Genomic DNA, 15,680 nt, shown 5'->3' with positions numbered 1-15,680 from the left:
CAACCAGAGGGAAGCGCGAAAAGCAAACATGAAGCGGCACCCGGTCAGACTCAGACGGGTCCCTCAATGGGCGGTTGTGGTCGTGATCTATGGCAAGTGCGGTCGCTTGAGAAAATAGGAGCCGTGCCTGCTGGGTCAACGTTATGGAATCGTCCATCTGCCTTGGATGAGCGCAGTTCAGATAGGCCCATTCGGCACCACATGCGGACAGGTGAAAGAGGCGCGGCACAGACAAAGGGACTGGCGCTGCGCTACCCGTCAACCATCAAGCCCGCATGAAACTCTCCCAACTGCGAGAAATCACCCTGGCCTTCGCCTTGGCCAGAACCCTGTCGCGTCCGACTGTTGCGGCAGCGAAGGACAGCAAGGGGACCAAGCGCATCTCGGCGCCTCTAGCCAAGCACCAATGAAGCTTCAGCGTGATCGAACAACGGAATCCGCACCATGAAAGCGCCGATCTCCGCCCGAACCTGAATCGACTTCGCTAGTTCCAAATAGACAACCTTGAATCGACCGTGAAAGCGGCCGCTCAAAGACAAAACAGCGCCAACCATGGGAGAAGCTCTGATCACGCAAAACGACCTCATCGAACGCGCTCGAATGCTGACTCTACTTAGGACGTACATCCTGATTCCTGCAAATGTTCCGCCTCCTTGGATCAGCTCGATAGGCCTGCGGCTTGCGCGCACCTGGATTGAAGCCAGACCGGCGCCACCGATTTTAGGGAAACAATGATTCCATACATTTACAACAATCGGTATCGAAAGTTGCAAAGAACTGGCGGACCGTATTGTTTTATGCGACAAACAAAGGTGAGCCATTTGCCTAGGATGCGTCACTTCCAGCTCGCTCTCTTTAACCGCTTCTGCCGTTGTCCGCATGAAGCGACCCGCCGCCCCGAAACCGGACCGCTCACCCCACTCAACCCATCTTCTACGGAGCCCGAATGAAACTCTCCCGACTGCGCGTGAGCGCCTTGGCCGTCGCCTTGGCAAGCGCCTACACGCTTCCAGCTATGGCAGCTGCCAAAGACAGCAAGGAAGCAGAGCGCATCAAGGCGCTCGAAACCAAGTTGGAGAAGAGCCTCGCAGTGATCGAGCAACTGAACCAGCGCCTGGCCGAGTTGGAAAAGCAGCCCAAAGCGGCGATGGCGTTAGCACCTGCACAGCCGGCAAAGACGCCAGTTGTCGAACCTGACCCGGTAGCCCAAGCTCGAATCGAAACACTGGAGCAAGGCGTGCGCGACCTGGCAGCCGCCACCGCAAGTGCTAATAGGGGCACAGACACTGGCGTGCCCCTGCATGGCTTTCTCGATGTCGGCTATGTCCACCACAACAAGAGCGCCGATGGCCTGCGTAGTGGCAGCAAGCTCGGTGTGATGGACATTTACCTAACCCCTCAGTTCGGCAGCAACGTGCGCAGCTTGATCGAACTGGCGTTCGAGTACGGCGAAGGTGGCTCGCTGGCCACAGACGCCGAACGACTGCAAATCGGCTATGCCTTCAGCGATGACTTCGTGCTCTGGGCGGGTCGCTTCCACACCCCCTATGGCTACTGGAATACCGCCTTCCACCACGGCGCGCAGATCCAGACCGCGATCACCCGGCCGCGCTTCATCGCCTTCGAGGACCAAGGTGGAATTTTGCCGGCACACACAGTCGGCGCCTGGGTGACCGGCCGGGCATCCACAGATTTAGGTCGGGTGAACTACGACTTCTACACTGGCAACGGCAATCGCATCAGCGAAGGCGTTCTGGACTTCAATGCCAGCGGTGATGACAACCGCAGCCCTATGCTCGGCTTCAATGTCGGTTTGAGCCTGAAGGCGGTGCCCGGCCTGACTCTCGGTCTGCACGGCATGCGCCAAACGGTCGGCGGAGAAAATGCCAACGGCAGTACCCAGGGCAAAGCCCGCACCCAGTTCCTTGGGGGCTACGGTTTTTGGGAGGGCGACAGCTTTGAGCTGATCGGCGAGTACTACCGATTCAACAATCGCGATCTCGCCAGCGGTGGTGGTAAGCATCGCTCCTGGGCCGCGTACATGCAGGTCGGCTACAACCTCGCCAGCAGGCTGACTGGTTTTGTCCGAGTCGAGAAGGCCTCGCTGGATAGCGCCGACCCCTATTTCGCCCTGCAGGAGAGCGGCAGTTCCTACCGTCAAGCCAGCATCGGACTGCGCTATGACCTTGATCCAAGGTCGGCTGTGAAGGTGCAGCTGGACAACAACCGGGATGCCGCCAATCCCTTGGGCACCGTCAATTCGCTGCGTGCGCAATACGCGATCCGTTTCTAAGGAGCAGGCCGTGCACAAACCCACTTCTCTGCTTGCCGCCGCCCTCACCACCTCACTGCTGCTGTCGCAAGCGGCTCAAGCCGGTGATGTGTTCATGATCGCCAATGCCAACGTCACACTCAGTGCGGACGAAATCCGGGAGGTCTTTGTCGGCGACAAACAAACCGCCGGCGGGACCAAGCTCGCTCCGATGGACAACAGCGCTGCGCAAGCCGACTTCCTCGCCAAGGTGATCAAGGTCGATGCGGCAAAGTACGCTTCCATTTGGGCCAAGAAAGGTTTCCGCGAGGGCATCAATCCGCCGCCAGTACGCGCAAGTGATCTTGAGGTGATCGCTGCGGTCAAGTCCACACCGGGCGCCGTAGGCTACGTGTCCAAAGCCTCGGCTGACGTCAAGGTGCTGCAGAAATACTGAGCAGCCCATGCGCCAAAACTGGTTCAATGCAACGCTGCTTTTTGCCCTGGTGATGGCCGTGCCGGCGGCAGCGCTAGCCGGCAGCACCGCAGATAGCGGCACGATGCTGTGGCGCCTGCCTGGTCGCTTCGTCGATGACCACGAGCGCCAACACAACCTCGCTGACTTCGCTGGCCAGCCGGCCATTGTGGCGATGGAGTACAGCGAGTGCCGTTTTGTCTGCACGGTCAATTGGCGCAAATTGACCGAAATCCAGGCCGAAGCTGACCGCCGTGGCCAAAAGCTGCGCTTCTTCGTCATCAGCATCGACCCTGAGCACGATACGCCGACCCTGTGGCGGGAATACCGCGAGATGCGCGGCATGAAACGAGAAAACTGGCACTTCCTGACCGGCAAGCGTGCCGACACGGATCTCGTCGCCAAAACTCTGGGCATACGCTGGTGGCTCTACGACGGCCGGGTGATGCACGACTTCCGCATCTTGCGCCTCGACGCCCGGGGTCAGGTCTTGCGCGCGATGGACGCCTTCGACATCTCGGCCGCCAGCTTCCTGGCTGATTGAGTTCACCACGTCCGCCTCAGGCTGCAATGCCGCGGCCCTTGCAACTCGCGGCCTGCTTAGGCGGTCTGCACGCTGTCATTCAGCAGCATCGCAGCGTGCTGCAGCGCCAAATGTTGGGCGGCATGAACTCAGTCCTACATACGTTCGCTGGCGTTCGGCCCAAGGGCGTCAAGAATTTGAGGCGACTCGTTCGCCCCCTGCCATCGAGCCACACGGGACCGATGCAAATCAGCAACGGGTACCGTTTAGAAGCCAGCAATAGTCGCGATTGGAGTGCATGCGAGCTTGATTCGTTCAAGCTCCATGCGTTCGAGCGTTCGCCGGAAACTACGCGTCCCGGCGATCAGGTAGGTACTTGGTTAATATTCCTGCGCATGCGCTTCAGGTGGACCGGTCTCGGGGAATTCCATGAATTGCATCTGCGCCCCGTGAATTCGCAGTCGGCTTTCACACCACTCAGTCAAGTCAGGTCGGTCGGCATGCAGTGCCTTCAATCCTATGTACGCTTGGCAGATGCGTCGAAGGCACTCTGGGAACGTTGCTGCTCGCGCCATTTCACCAATACGGCGCGCCTGCGCAATCTCGCAGGGGCAAACGTTGAGCCTTTGCGCGAGCTGTAAAACCTGCTTCTGTTCGTCCGCCAAAATCCGACATGCTGTCTTCGCTCGCCGATATCCCATCAGCTGGAGTTGGTGTTTGGCGCTGTCCGTGCTGCATGCAACTTGAGCCAGCCACAACAGTGCGAGCAGGTCCGCCCAAACGGAGCGGACCTGCGGCGACGTCGACACCTCCAACGTCGCGGAACGCATCACTTCAAGTCGAAGCGATCAAGGTTCATCACCTTGTCCCAAGCACCGACAAAGTCGCGGACAAACTTGGCCTTGCCGTCCTCTTGGGCATAGACCTCGCACAAGGCGCGCAGCTGCGAGTTCGAACCAAAGGCGAGGTCAACGCGCGTTGCCGTCCAACGCACTTGGCCACTCTTGCGATCGCGTCCTTCGTACAGGTTGTCCTCGACCGGGCGCCATTGCGTCGACATGTCGAGTAGATTCACAAAGAAGTCGTTGCTCAATTGGCCCGGACGTTTTGTCAGAAGTCCTGCATCGGCATTGCCGACATTGCCGCCCAACACCCGCAGACCACCGATCAAAACCGTCATTTCCGGCGCCGACAGCGTCAACAGTTGCGCACGATCCAAGAGCATCTCTTCCGGGGAGACACTCAGGGCCATCTTGCGCCAATTTCGGAATCCATCAGCTTGCGGCTCAAGCACGGCAAAAGACTCAATGTCCGTTTGCGCCTGGCTTGCATCTGTGCGACCTGGCTTGAACGGCACCACGACCTCATGACCGGCTGCCTTGGCAGCCATTTCAATGCCAGCGGCACCACCCAACACGATCAGATCGGCGAGCGACACTTGCTTGCCGTCGGTCCTGCCCTGATTGAAGCTGCTTTGAATGCCTTCCAGCACAGCCAGCACTTTGGCCAGTTGCGCCGGCTGATTGACCGCCCAGTCCTTTTGCGGCGCAAGGCGCAGGCGAGCGCCATTGGCTCCGCCGCGCATATCGCTGCCGCGGTAGGTCGAGGCTGAGGCCCATGCAGTACTGACCAACTCAGTCACAGTCAAGCCGCTCGCTCGAATGCGGGCCTTCAATTCGACAACATCGTGCATCTCAATGAGCGCATGCTCGCGAGTCGGCACCGGGTCTTGCCAGATCATCGTTTCGCTTGGCACTTCCGGGCCGAGGTAGCGCCCCTTCGGGCCCAAATCCCGGTGAGTCAGCTTGAACCAGGCACGTGCATAGGCATCGGCGAATTCTTCCGGCTGGGCAAGGAAACGACGAGCGATCTTCTCGTAGGCAGGATCAAACCGCAAAGACATGTCGGCGGTGGTCATCTGCGGCGCATGCATCTTCCCGGGGACATGTGCATCCGCAACCATGTCTTCGGGCGCGACGTTCTTGGCCTGCCACTGAATTGCGCCCGCCGGGCTGGTGACCTGCTCCCACTCATACTTGAAAAGCACTTTCAAGTAGCCCATGTCCCAGGTGGTCGGATTGGGTTTCCATGCGCCCTCGAAACCGCTGGTGGTTGTGTCAACGCCCACGCCGGTACCCAGCTTGTTGATCCAACCAAAACCCATTTCTTCGATTGGCGCAGCTTCAGGCTCTGGACCGACGAGCGTGGGATCGCCTGCCCCGTGCATCTTGCCGAAGGTATGACCGCCAGCCACCAGCGCGACGGTTTCTTCGTCGTTCATGGCCATACGGGCAAAGGTTTCGCGCACATCGCGACCCGAAGCGATCGGATCTGGATTGCCATCAGGGCCTTGCGGGTTCACATAGATCAAACCCATTTGCACGGCCGCCAGCGGATTGGCCAACTGGCGCTCGCCGCTGTATCGACTGTTGGGTTTATCGCTGGTCGCCAGCCATTCCGACTCCGCGCCCCAGAAAATGTCCTCCTCCGGTGCATAGATGTCGGCTCGCCCACCGCCAAAACCGAAAGTCTTGAAGCCCATGGTCTCCATGGCCACGTTGCCGGTGAGGATGAACAGGTCAGCCCAGGAAACAGCGTTACCGTATTTTTGCTTGATCGGCCAAAGCAGTCGCCGGGCCTTGTCGAGGTTGCCGTTGTCCGGCCAGCTGTTCAGCGGTGCAAAACGCTGATTGCCATTGTTGGCGCCGCCACGGCCGTCAGCCGTGCGGTAGGTCCCGGCAGCGTGCCAGGCCATACGGATAAAGAGCCCGCCGTAATGCCCCCAATCAGCAGGCCACCAATCCTGGGAGTCCGTCATCAGCGCAGCCAGATCAGCCTTCAACGCCGGGTAGTCCAGAGTCTTGAAGGCTTCGGCATAGTCGAAGCCCTCATCCATCGGGTTAGAAGCAGCTTGGTGCTGGTGCAGGATCGCCAGATTGAGCTGATTCGGCCACCAGTTGGCGTTGGACTGCGCGCCATGTGTGCTGCGGGCCGCAGTCTGGTGAAAAGGACATTTAAGTTCTTGGGTCATCGTTCGCTCCTGTGGTTGACAAAACGAGCCCTATTGTTTTTGCTATTGGACTCCTCAGTCTAATTGGCATTGCCTATGCCGCTGATTGATGGAATCTGAGTACCTCTGATGGGGCCTCTAGGTTCAAACTGCTAACCCCTGGGCTCACTGACACCGACAATCCAGGCACGATTGCATGTCCTTGGTACACGACCACCCTCGCCTGCGCCCTTTGGCCCTGCTTCCATCTCAATCAGCCCGAAGCGGCACACACTGCAGCCCGACCGAATGGGCCCATCGATCCATGCGCAAATAATTTGCAGACATCCCATCAAATCAGCCTTGCTTGAGTGACGGCGATGTCGTACGGACGCTAGAGGCGTCCGAAAAGGAGCTACGTCGTAGCCCCTGAGATGCGCACGCAGGTCAGGGCCGCCATGGCCAGACCCTACGTAGACGGTACGAGCGGGTCCATTTACGCCTCTTGCGTGGCCGTCGATCCCCGTGAAACCAACTACGCAGGCCAATGGTCGCGAGCAGTGTGCTGCCCAACAGTACCCAGGCTTGCAACTGAAACGCCATGAAAGCATGCAAGCCGCGTGTCAGACGGCGCAGCAGCGCGTAGATCACCTGAGGACGCATGCTGCCCCATTCAGGCAGGTGGACAGTCTCAAATCGTGAGCATTGCAGGCTCTATCGGATGTCAAACACTCCGTACTGGACGGATTCAATATGGATGGGCCGATCCAGGTTGAGATTGCCGCGCGCCACGATCTGTTCCTTGAACACCGCAACTCTGTCGGAAGACGAACGCCACGTTGGATCTGCAACGAGTACGCGATAGCGGATGTCCAGATAGGCATTGAGCCAGCGGACTTCGTCGATACCGCTCGACGGAGTGCCAGCCAGCTCCTGTGTCGCTTGGGACACCAGTGCGTCCACCCCTTCCAATCCATGATTGATCGCACTGTCGTAGATTTGGGCGATCGCAGCTGCAGTCTTCAGGCCCAGCTTTTGGGCGACCTTCAGCGCGGGAAGGTAGTACTTCAGGTCGCTTTGGTGATTCTGGGCTCGTTCAAAATCCGCATTGAACTCGCCACTTGCTGAGGCATGAACTGCTCGAATGAAACCGGCCTCATCGCTGACTGCCATGGCCCGCAGCTGCGTCAAAAAAGGACTCAAGGGGTTATTGGGATGCAGGCTTTCAAACTCTTCCAGCACGGCGATGGCATCGCCATCGGCCGTGGTGAAACCGACCCAGCCCCAAGTCACACCACGGCCATCCCGAATGTTCTCGGCATATCCATAGGCCTTCTCGATTTGCCCGTTTTCCCAAATCGCCATCAATGACTCTGCGCGCCTTCGCTGCTCGGGCTGCAAAGCCCGAGCAGCCGCGACAGGAACCTCAACTGAAGGTGCGCTGCTTCCATCTGGGCTGGTGACAGCACTGCCGCCACCGCAAGCACAAAGCGCACAGACACTCAGCAGGGGCGCCACCCACTTTCGAAGCAGAGTTCTCAAGATCTAGACTCCGAGAATGGGCAGCACCGCTGGGCCAGTTGCGAGCAATCCGCTGAACTCACTGCCAAGCCATGTTCTTCGACCACCGAACTCCCGAGGTCGGGCATTTTCCGGAGTTGTTCGGATAGCTGCCGTTGATGACTTGATTGACAACGGTCAGACTGGACATCGTAGGGTCCTTCTTATAGATGTCCAGAGCCATGTTGGCGCGCCAGCAATTGGACGCGTCATCGCCCAAGCTCGGCGACTTCAACCAGCGAATGTATTGATCGGTCAGGTAGGTGGCAAAGCAGGTCTCTGCGCTCATGCTGCCGCAGTTGCCTGCCTGGCGCACCGAGGAGAAGGAAGAAGCGCTGGCTATGGAGCCGGTGTTCACCTGCACCTGAAAAGCCAAACCGACCAGATTGAAGCTGCTGAAGTTCGTGAAGCCCAGGCCCTTCAGAGCAGTAAGCACGGGTTGTAGCTTGTCGTTGTCGATGTGCGCGTAGTGGCTCATCACATACTGGACTTGCTTGGTGTCAAAGGCTGCCTGCAAAGCCTGACAGATCTTGCCCAGAGCTGCGCGTTTGGTGGCATTGGAACGCGCAAGATTGGGATACGGATCCAGCCTCGAATCGTCAGCCTTGAAGCTGGCTGCCGGCACGCCCGTGACCTGAACGCCCCAGGCCAACATGTCAGCGTTAGTGGCGTTAGGCTTGCCCAGAACATTGGGGGCAAAAGCCTTCTTGAAATAGTCAGGGAAGTCACCGACCGTGGTCACGCCAACGGGGCCAAAGGTGTTGCCGCGATAGTCTGAAATTCCCTGTGCAGCTTCGTAGTCCACCTCGCAATAGCGCCAGGGACCGGGGTCTTGGTAGTTGGTCGTGCTGTTCTCAGGGTAAGCGTCCATGCTCAGGACCGCTTGCCACTGGTTGACGCTCAGCTTGCGCCCCTTGTCAAAGGCTGCGCCGTAAACACGCGTGTCGCCCACACCAATGACACCTGCCACCGCTGCGGGCTTCACCGCGGTCACGAGCGCTTGCCCGGTCGCAGTTTGAGTGTTGGTGTAGAGCCAGCCATCTTTGATGACCGCGGTCGACTTGGCACCTTCGTAGTGCGTTGCTGCGGTGGCCAGAGAGGCCATGCTTGCCAGCGCCATCAGCGCGCACAGTTGCAAAGGTCGGAATGCATGCATAGTGTCGGTCTCCATTGCTGTCGGTTTGTTGCTATCGGTCGTGCTGCCCCCAACCAAATTGATCGCCAAGTTGGTCGTGCAGGAATGCCGCCTGAATAGCGACATCGGGCCCTGCTCTCAATGCACACGGGCGAACCCGTCTTGCATCAAATGGTTTCCGTCACCTTGCGCAGCAGAGGTGGCTTATCTGGATCCAGGCCCCGGGCAACGGCGAGGGCTGCGGCGAGCTGATAGGCCGCTTGGGCGCACAGTAGCGGCACCAAGGCCGCCGAGGCCTCCGCGAGAGGCAAAGAATGGGGTCCCGAAGCCTGGATACCGGCCAGAAAAACGCGGTGCCCATCGGCGCTAAGCTGCTCCGCCAACTCCCGCGTAGCGGGCTCACTGGCGTCCCGCTGGCCGAGTTGCAGCACCGCGATATCGTGCTGCAACAGCGCCATAGGTCCATGGCGAAATTCGGCGCTGCTGAATGCTTCAGCGTGCAGGCCGCAGGTCTCTTTGAACTTCAGGGCAGCCTCTTGCGCCACGGCCAGGCCCACACCACGCCCCAGTACTATCAGATGCTGGGCCGACAGAAGTGCTGCGCCAAGAGCATCCCAGCGGTGATCCCAAGACTCCCGTAGCTTCTGCGGTATCAACTCGACGTCACGGCGCAGTCCCTCGTCCTGCGTCCACTCGGAAACGAGCCGCAAAGAAGCCGCCAAGGTGCAGAGGAAAGACTTAGTCGCCGCCACACTCAATTCGGGACCGGCTCGCAAAGGCAAAGTGTCATCCGCCAGAGCAGCCAGCGGCGAGTCCTCGACATTGACCAAGGCCAGCACATACGCACCAGAGGCCTTGGCTGATCTCGTGGCAGCAAGCAAATCGGGGCTGCGCCCTGACTGCGAGATGGCAATGAACACACAGCCGGAAAGATCCTGCTGCTTGCCGTAAATCGAGCTCACAGATGGAGACAGCGAGGCCCCTAGCACCCCCAACTCCACCTCCACCAAGTAGCGCAGATAGGTCGCTGCATGACCCGAGCTGCCGCGCGCACAAGTCACCACGGAGCGCGGCCCCAAAGCGCGCAGCTTCTCCCCGATGCGTCTATAGAGATAGGCATCTTGCGAGCCCTGTAACGTGATTCGATCAGCAGCTTCGCGCGCCTCTCGCATCATCAACGTTGCACCCAGCTTTTCTTGGAATGAGAGTAGATCGGACATAGAGAGGGTGGGATTCAAATGTTGGAGTCAACTCACCTAGCGCGTGTTGCGAAGGTCGGTCGGTTTTCAATGCCCAGGGCCGAGGACTTGCTGGTCAGTTCTCTGAGTCAACACATTGCCGCCAAGGAGCAAACAGAGGCGGCTGCAGCGACTCCTATCAGCCGCACTGCGCGCCCCTCCAAGCCAACTCCAGCGGAAGCCACGGTTCGCCGAAGGCCAACACGGACGGTCGTCTTGCTTTTCATGAGAAGCACTTTAGGACGCAAGCCATCTTGCGTCAATACTTACATCCAGTGGGTGTAATAAATTGAAAGCGCTCTGAGCAGCTGCACTTCAAGATTGATATGCCAGCCAGGGCAGGCTTCGCCGAACTCGCCCGTGGAGGCACCAAGGTTAAGAACAAAGGTTGCAATCACATTGAAGACGAGCGGCCGCGCTGGCGAATGGATTCACAACGTAACAATTCCCCTGGCCCCTCGACCAGGCCAGGGTCGTAGCTCTCCAGACAAGATCTGGCAGAACGGGTAGAACTTGAAAGCGACACGCAAGCAGCGCGCACTGAAGCTTGGGGAAGCCAAGCATTCGTGGAGGCACAGGCAGCACTGCAAGCAGAAGGCAGATACAAGCCAAGCGCCAGCGGCTCCTCACTGAGGCCACCCAGACGTGACGGCCCTACAGCGCCCGAACCTCTCCATACATACTCGCTGGCCGCGCAAGTTGCGGACCTCGCAAGCACCAGATTGGTTCATCTGGCCACGCTTCAGCATTCATGTATGAAGTGCCAAGTCAGGCATGAGGTGGTCACACCAATAAGCGGAGGCTTGTCGCGGAGCGCCACGTCAAACGATCCACGAATTCGAATCTTCAGTGATACATTAATGAAATTGTGTTTTACCCATGAAATCATGAGCACGATCACTTGCATTGAAGACCTGCGCCAGCTTGCCCAACGACGTGTGCCTCGAATGTTCTATGACTACGTAGACAGCGGCTCCTGGACTGAGTCTACGTACAAGGCCAATGAAGCTGACTTTCAGAGCATCCAGTTCCGCCAGCGCGTGGCCGTGAACATGGAAAACCGTTCGACCGCGACCCGTATGGTCGGACAAGCGGCACGCATGCCCGTAGCCATCGCACCCGTTGGTCTCACCGGCATGCAGCATGCCGACGGTGAGATCCATGCCGCTCGAGCCGCTGAGAAGTTCGGTGTCCCCTTCACCCTGTCCACCATGAGCATTTGCTCGATCGAGGACATTGCAGAAAACACCAGCAGCCCATTCTGGTTTCAGCTCTACATGATGCGCGATCGTGATGCAATGCGAAAGATGATCCAGCGCGCCCATGACGCAAGGTGTAGCGCTCTGGTCCTAACACTGGACTTGCAGGTCATTGGTCAGCGACACAAAGACATCAAGAACGGACTGAGCGCACCACCCAAACCCACAGTTCGAAACATTCTCAACCTTGCCACCAAACCAAGTTGGTGCCTGGGAATGTTGGCCACTCAGCGCCGAACGTTTCGCAACCTGGTTGGCCATGTCAAAGGCGTCAGCGATATGCGTTCGCTCTCTGCTTGGACGAACGAGCAATTCGACCCGCGACTCTCCTGGTCCGATATCGACTGGGTTCGGGATCAGTGGGGGGGCAAACTGATCCTCAAGGGCATCATGGAAGTGGAAGACGCTGAACTGGCAGCAGAACATGGAGCCGACGCCATCGTTGTGAGCAATCACGGCGGCCGCCAACTGGATGGCGCGCCATCCACCATTCGAGCACTCCCTGCCATTGTCAAAGCCGTCGGTTCCAAGACTGAAGTTTGGATGGACGGCGGCATACGTTCAGGCCAGGACGTCCTCAAAGCTTGGGCTCTTGGCGCTCGAGGCACGATGATTGGCCGTGCGATGGCCTACGGCTTGGGTGCGATGGGCGAGGCCGGAGTGACGAGTTGCTTGCAACTGCTGCACAAAGAGCTGGACACCAGCATGGCGTTCTGCGGCCGCACAAACATTCAGACAGTCGACCAGAGTATCTTGGTGCCAGGCACCTTCCACTCTTGACTCACCCACCTGAAGAATACTCAGGTGCAAATTTTCAGGTATGGCCTGCGCGACTTCGATCTGCGAATGCCCGTCCGGCAGCCCTCCCCGGGGCTGTTCGTCGAGCGCGGGTCAGCATTGACCTGCGAGGGCATGGGCCGGCGCTGAGCGCCATGGCGAAGTCCCACCCCACCAGTGTTTCCGCCCTTGTGAGCCTGGTCCTAGCTGATTGGCTGAGAACCCGCTCTTTTGCTGGCTTCGAATGGGGTTAGAGATGCCGTTGACCGGCACCGTGTTCTCGCGGCCCCTTTGATGGCTGTGCTGACGCCAGTCCTGCGCGCCAGTGTCCGGTTGCAGGCGCCTTCATCCAGTCTGTGGACAGCATGGCGTCGCTAAGCAATGGCCCTAGGATTGACGGCGGGCTGATGCAGTGGGGAGATCGGTAGCTGAAACCAGGCAATCGCATAGGCAAAGCGCCACGCACGCCTCGCCTGGACTCTGGATGCATTGCCGAGCTGATGCGATCCGTCGGCGCATCGAGTCCACCGCGGTCAGGCCAGCGCCTCAAGTGATGGTCAAGACAACGTCATGCGCTGCCGCGGCGACCGCTTCATGCCGAAGGAGGAGATAGGCAAGAAACAGCCCAAATCCGGCGTAGGCGCTGCCCAGAAATCTGTCGTACTGAATGAGCTCCAGCAGGTCAGTGCCAACGAGTCTCCGTAGAGTCGGGATTCCTTACCCTCATGGCATCAACGTTCGCCGCCTTGCCTCCAGGATCGCATCCTCTCGCGTGCGCACGTTCAGCTTGGAGAAGATCGCCTTCAAGTGATGCTTGACGGTTTCTGGGGACAACAGCAGGTTCTTGGCGATCAGCTTGGTTGTGTGGTCCTTGGCGAGTTCGCACAGCACGTCAACCTCGCGTGGTGTCAGCGGGCTGTCGGCGTCTCCCAGAGCGCGGCTGCGGAAGCGTTGCTCCCAAGTGTTTACCAGCGCCTGCGCCCATAGCAGCTCGGGGCTACTATCGGCCGCCGAGGCAGTCGAAAGCCAGCTGCGTACCTGGGTGATCAGCTCGGCGCCGAAGTCGAGACAGGGCTGGATTGCACCGCTGTGTGTGCCCAGGACCAAGACATGCAGCAGCGCGCGCTGGGCAGCGCCGGCATTACCTAGCGCCTCGCGTGCACGCGCCGCCATCAAGTGAGCGTGCAATTCGCCGAGGCGATGACCGGTGCGTTTCGCCAGGCCCAGCAACGCTGTTGCGGTCGAATCAGCCGCCGCTGCATCGCCGTACCCCATCTGCAAGAAGAAGCTTGCCTGCGCCAGCCCTTCGACCGAGATCCAGGGCAAGGCGAAGGGTTCCTGTGCCAGGGCCCAAAGCTCGTCGAGCTTGATGCGCGCGGCCAGCGCCTGCGCACCGTCCAAGTTGCCCAGGCGTGCCAACAATTGCACTTGCGCGGCACCAGCCAGCACCTCCAGATGCGCTAGGCTTTCCTCGAAAGCAAGGTGGCGGGCAACTTCTAACAATTCCATCGCACGATCCGCATGACCCAGCGCGAACTCACACAGCGCGGTCTCGATATGGCCGGCGTACAGCACCTCCAGCAGCCGCGTGGGTCCCCACGGCACCATGGCCGAGAAATGTTCCAATGCGACCTCGGTCTCGCCGCGCAGGCGGGCGATATGGCCCAGCAGGCTGCTAACCAGTCGGCTCAGCGAACCCTGGCGGAAGTTGAGAAAATTCGCGTCCTGCTGCAGCGACTGACGGATGTCACGCTCAGCCTGCGCCAGGTCGCCGCGTGCCAAGGCACTGCGAGCGTGGTAGACCCATATCCAAGGGCTGTTGTAAGTGTAGGCACCACTGGCGAACACTGCCTCAACCTCTCGGATGCGGCGCTCGCAGCGCTCGACCGGGCCGTAACGGTGCAAGAAAAATATCTCGATCGGCACGGTGCAGCCCAACGGGCGCTGGTCCTGCCCAGCATGAGCGCGCGCCAGCCGCCGCGCCTGGTCCAGCACCGACCAGGGCGAAAAGCGCAGATTGTGCTCGGCCGGGTTCATCTGCATCATGCAGCGCGACACCTCCAGGTCAAATCGTGCCGGGTCGTCGGCGCCGGTGTCGGCCGCGCGGATCTGCTGCTCCAACCGTTCGAATTCCAGGGCCGCACTAGCCGGGTCGGCCTCCAGCACTTGCAGTACCAGTTGCAGCAGGCGCAGCCGCGGTCGCTTGCGTATCGTCGCCTCGGGCAATTGCTGTAGCAGTAAACGCGAGCGCACCGCGCCCTCGTTGGCAAGCAGCAGAAAGCCGCCCGCAGCCTCGATCAGATCGGCCCCCATGTCTAGCCGCCCACCGGCCACCGCATGGGCCACCGCCTCATGAAGCTGGCCGCGCTCGGCCAAGTGACGGGCCGCGCGCAGGTGCAGGCTGGCCATGCGCCCCGGTGAAATCAGTTCGGCAGCGTCGACCAGATAGTCGCGCAGCAGCGGATGAAGCCGCGCCGACCAGGGAGATTCATCGACCACGGCAATCGGCTTGATGCGCGCCAGTTGCTGGATAAGCGCCAGGCTGTCGTCCCGGCCGCGCAAAGCATTGGCGCTGGCCACATCGACGATGTCCAGCACCGCCACGTCACCCAGGAATTCGAGCAACTCCGCAGGCAAGGTGGCCAGCACCTCTTCGGCCAGGTAATCAAAGATCTGCCGGCGCGGAATCTTCGCCTGCGCATCGACCGTCCAGTCGGTGGTCGCCGCGCCGCCGCTCACGCGCAGTCTCGCCAGTTGCAGCGCGAACGGCCAGCCATCGGCGTAGGCAGCGACCTGCTGAGCGGCGGCCTCGGGCAAGGCGTCGGACAGCAGCTGCACCGACTCAACGCGGGTGAAGCGCAACAGCTCGGCATCGACCAGGCGCACCTTTCCGGCCAGCTGCAGCCGCGTCAGGTGTTGATGGGGCGCTTCGCGGCTGGCCAGTACGATGTTGACATTGGCCGGCGCGGCCAGCACCAGCTCCTCGACGATGGCGTCCACCGCAACGCTGGACGCGCATTCGTAGTCGTCGAGGCAGATCAGCAAGGGCTCGCGCAGCTCGGCCAGGCGAAGAGCAGAGGAGGCAGAGGAGGCAGAGGGTCCAGACGGGCTGGCACTTTGGCTCAGCTTGCAGCGGCCCAGCGCGGCCTGCAGGTTCTCGGCGAACAGCACCGGGTCCTTGTCGCGCTCGTCGCAGTTCAGCCAAGCGACAACAGAGCCTTCGCCGCGTGTGTAGTCGGCCAGCTGTGCCAGGACCGTAGTCTTGCCGAAGCCCGCCGGTGCGCTCAGCAGGGTCAGCCGGGCTGAGCTGGGGGCGGCGTTCAGCAGCCGGTCGATCACGCGTTGGCGCCACAAGGCCTCGTCCACATGCACGAAGGGTTCAAAGCGCAGGGCGGGCTCGGCGGTCGATGTCATGCCGGTTCATTGTGCATGGCACGTTCGGCCGCCGCTCGGCGTCATGCGCTCGGGTTTGC

At 60.1% G+C, this 15,680-nt stretch carries 10 protein-coding genes; 5 read left to right on the top strand and 5 right to left on the bottom strand.

Features of this window, described 5'->3' with window-relative positions; genetic code table 11:
* The first annotated feature begins 988 nt into the window (after window positions 1-988).
* From LNV28_RS09930 to LNV28_RS09915, 4 genes are all read left to right on the top strand, one after another.
* Window positions 989-2,293, top strand: a complete 1,305-nt coding sequence (locus LNV28_RS09930) for a hypothetical protein (protein ID WP_263568845.1) — start codon at window positions 989-991, stop codon at window positions 2,291-2,293.
* A gap of 10 nt (window positions 2,294-2,303) precedes the next feature.
* Window positions 2,304-2,708, top strand: coding sequence for a hypothetical protein (locus LNV28_RS09925; RefSeq protein WP_263568844.1), 405 nt, complete (start codon window positions 2,304-2,306; stop codon window positions 2,706-2,708).
* A gap of 7 nt (window positions 2,709-2,715) precedes the next feature.
* The gene (locus LNV28_RS09920) at window positions 2,716-3,270 is read left to right on the top strand and encodes an SCO family protein (RefSeq protein ID WP_263568843.1); all 555 of its coding nucleotides are present in this window, start codon (window positions 2,716-2,718) and stop codon (window positions 3,268-3,270) included.
* A gap of 221 nt (window positions 3,271-3,491) precedes the next feature.
* On the top strand, window positions 3,492-3,890 hold the full coding sequence (locus LNV28_RS09915) for a hypothetical protein (protein ID WP_263568842.1): 399 nt from the start codon (window positions 3,492-3,494) through the stop codon (window positions 3,888-3,890).
* A 188-nt stretch (window positions 3,891-4,078) separates the two neighbouring features.
* On the opposite strand, the gene katG is transcribed toward LNV28_RS09915, so the two are convergent.
* The 4 genes from katG to LNV28_RS09895 all read right to left on the bottom strand — a co-directional run bounded on the left by katG (window position 4,079) and on the right by LNV28_RS09895 (window position 10,153).
* A complete protein-coding gene (gene katG / locus LNV28_RS09910) occupies window positions 4,079-6,280 on the bottom strand; it encodes a catalase/peroxidase HPI (protein ID WP_263568841.1) in 2,202 nt (733 codons plus the stop codon).
* Window positions 6,281-6,952: 672 nt separating this feature from the next.
* Entirely contained in the window at window positions 6,953-7,603 is a 651-nt protein-coding gene (locus LNV28_RS09905; RefSeq protein ID WP_263568840.1) for a chitosanase, read from the bottom strand.
* 235 nt (window positions 7,604-7,838) lie between these two features.
* On the bottom strand, window positions 7,839-9,023 hold the full coding sequence (locus LNV28_RS09900; RefSeq protein ID WP_263568839.1) for a hypothetical protein: 1,185 nt from the start codon (window positions 9,021-9,023) through the stop codon (window positions 7,839-7,841).
* Between the two features lie 77 nt (window positions 9,024-9,100).
* Entirely contained in the window at window positions 9,101-10,153 is a 1,053-nt protein-coding gene (locus LNV28_RS09895) for an SIS domain-containing protein (protein WP_263568838.1), read from the bottom strand.
* A 905-nt stretch (window positions 10,154-11,058) separates the two neighbouring features.
* Here LNV28_RS09895 and LNV28_RS09890 point away from each other — a divergent pair.
* Window positions 11,059-12,210, top strand: a complete 1,152-nt coding sequence (locus tag LNV28_RS09890; RefSeq protein ID WP_263568837.1) for an alpha-hydroxy acid oxidase — start codon at window positions 11,059-11,061, stop codon at window positions 12,208-12,210.
* A gap of 720 nt (window positions 12,211-12,930) precedes the next feature.
* Here LNV28_RS09890 and LNV28_RS09885 read toward each other — a convergent pair.
* Window positions 12,931-15,621 (bottom strand): LuxR C-terminal-related transcriptional regulator, encoded by a 2,691-nt coding sequence (locus tag LNV28_RS09885; RefSeq protein WP_263568836.1) that lies wholly within the window; start codon window positions 15,619-15,621, stop codon window positions 12,931-12,933.
* Window positions 15,622-15,680 lie beyond the last annotated feature (59 nt).

Origin of the sequence: Paucibacter sp. DJ2R-2, assembly GCF_025717675.1 — a bacterium.
In the GTDB taxonomy this organism is placed as follows: Bacteria; Pseudomonadota; Gammaproteobacteria; order Burkholderiales; family Burkholderiaceae_C; genus Paucibacter_A.
The sequence above is the reverse complement of the archived record's forward strand: the minus strand, read 5'-3'. Positions and strand labels throughout refer to the sequence as shown.

Coding starts and splice junctions, on each gene's coding strand:
- LNV28_RS09920 (WP_263568843.1), top strand. CDS start 2,716: ATGCGCCAAAACTGGTTCAATGCAACGCTGCTTTTTGCCCTGGTGATG.
- LNV28_RS09915 (WP_263568842.1), top strand. CDS start 3,492: ATGCAAATCAGCAACGGGTACCGTTTAGAAGCCAGCAATAGTCGCGAT.
- katG (WP_263568841.1), bottom strand. CDS start 6,280: ATGACCCAAGAACTTAAATGTCCTTTTCACCAGACTGCGGCCCGCAGC.
- LNV28_RS09905 (WP_263568840.1), bottom strand. CDS start 7,603: ATGGCGATTTGGGAAAACGGGCAAATCGAGAAGGCCTATGGATATGCC.
- LNV28_RS09895 (WP_263568838.1), bottom strand. CDS start 10,153: ATGTCCGATCTACTCTCATTCCAAGAAAAGCTGGGTGCAACGTTGATG.
- LNV28_RS09890 (WP_263568837.1), top strand. CDS start 11,059: ATGAGCACGATCACTTGCATTGAAGACCTGCGCCAGCTTGCCCAACGA.
- LNV28_RS09885 (WP_263568836.1), bottom strand. CDS start 15,621: ATGACATCGACCGCCGAGCCCGCCCTGCGCTTTGAACCCTTCGTGCAT.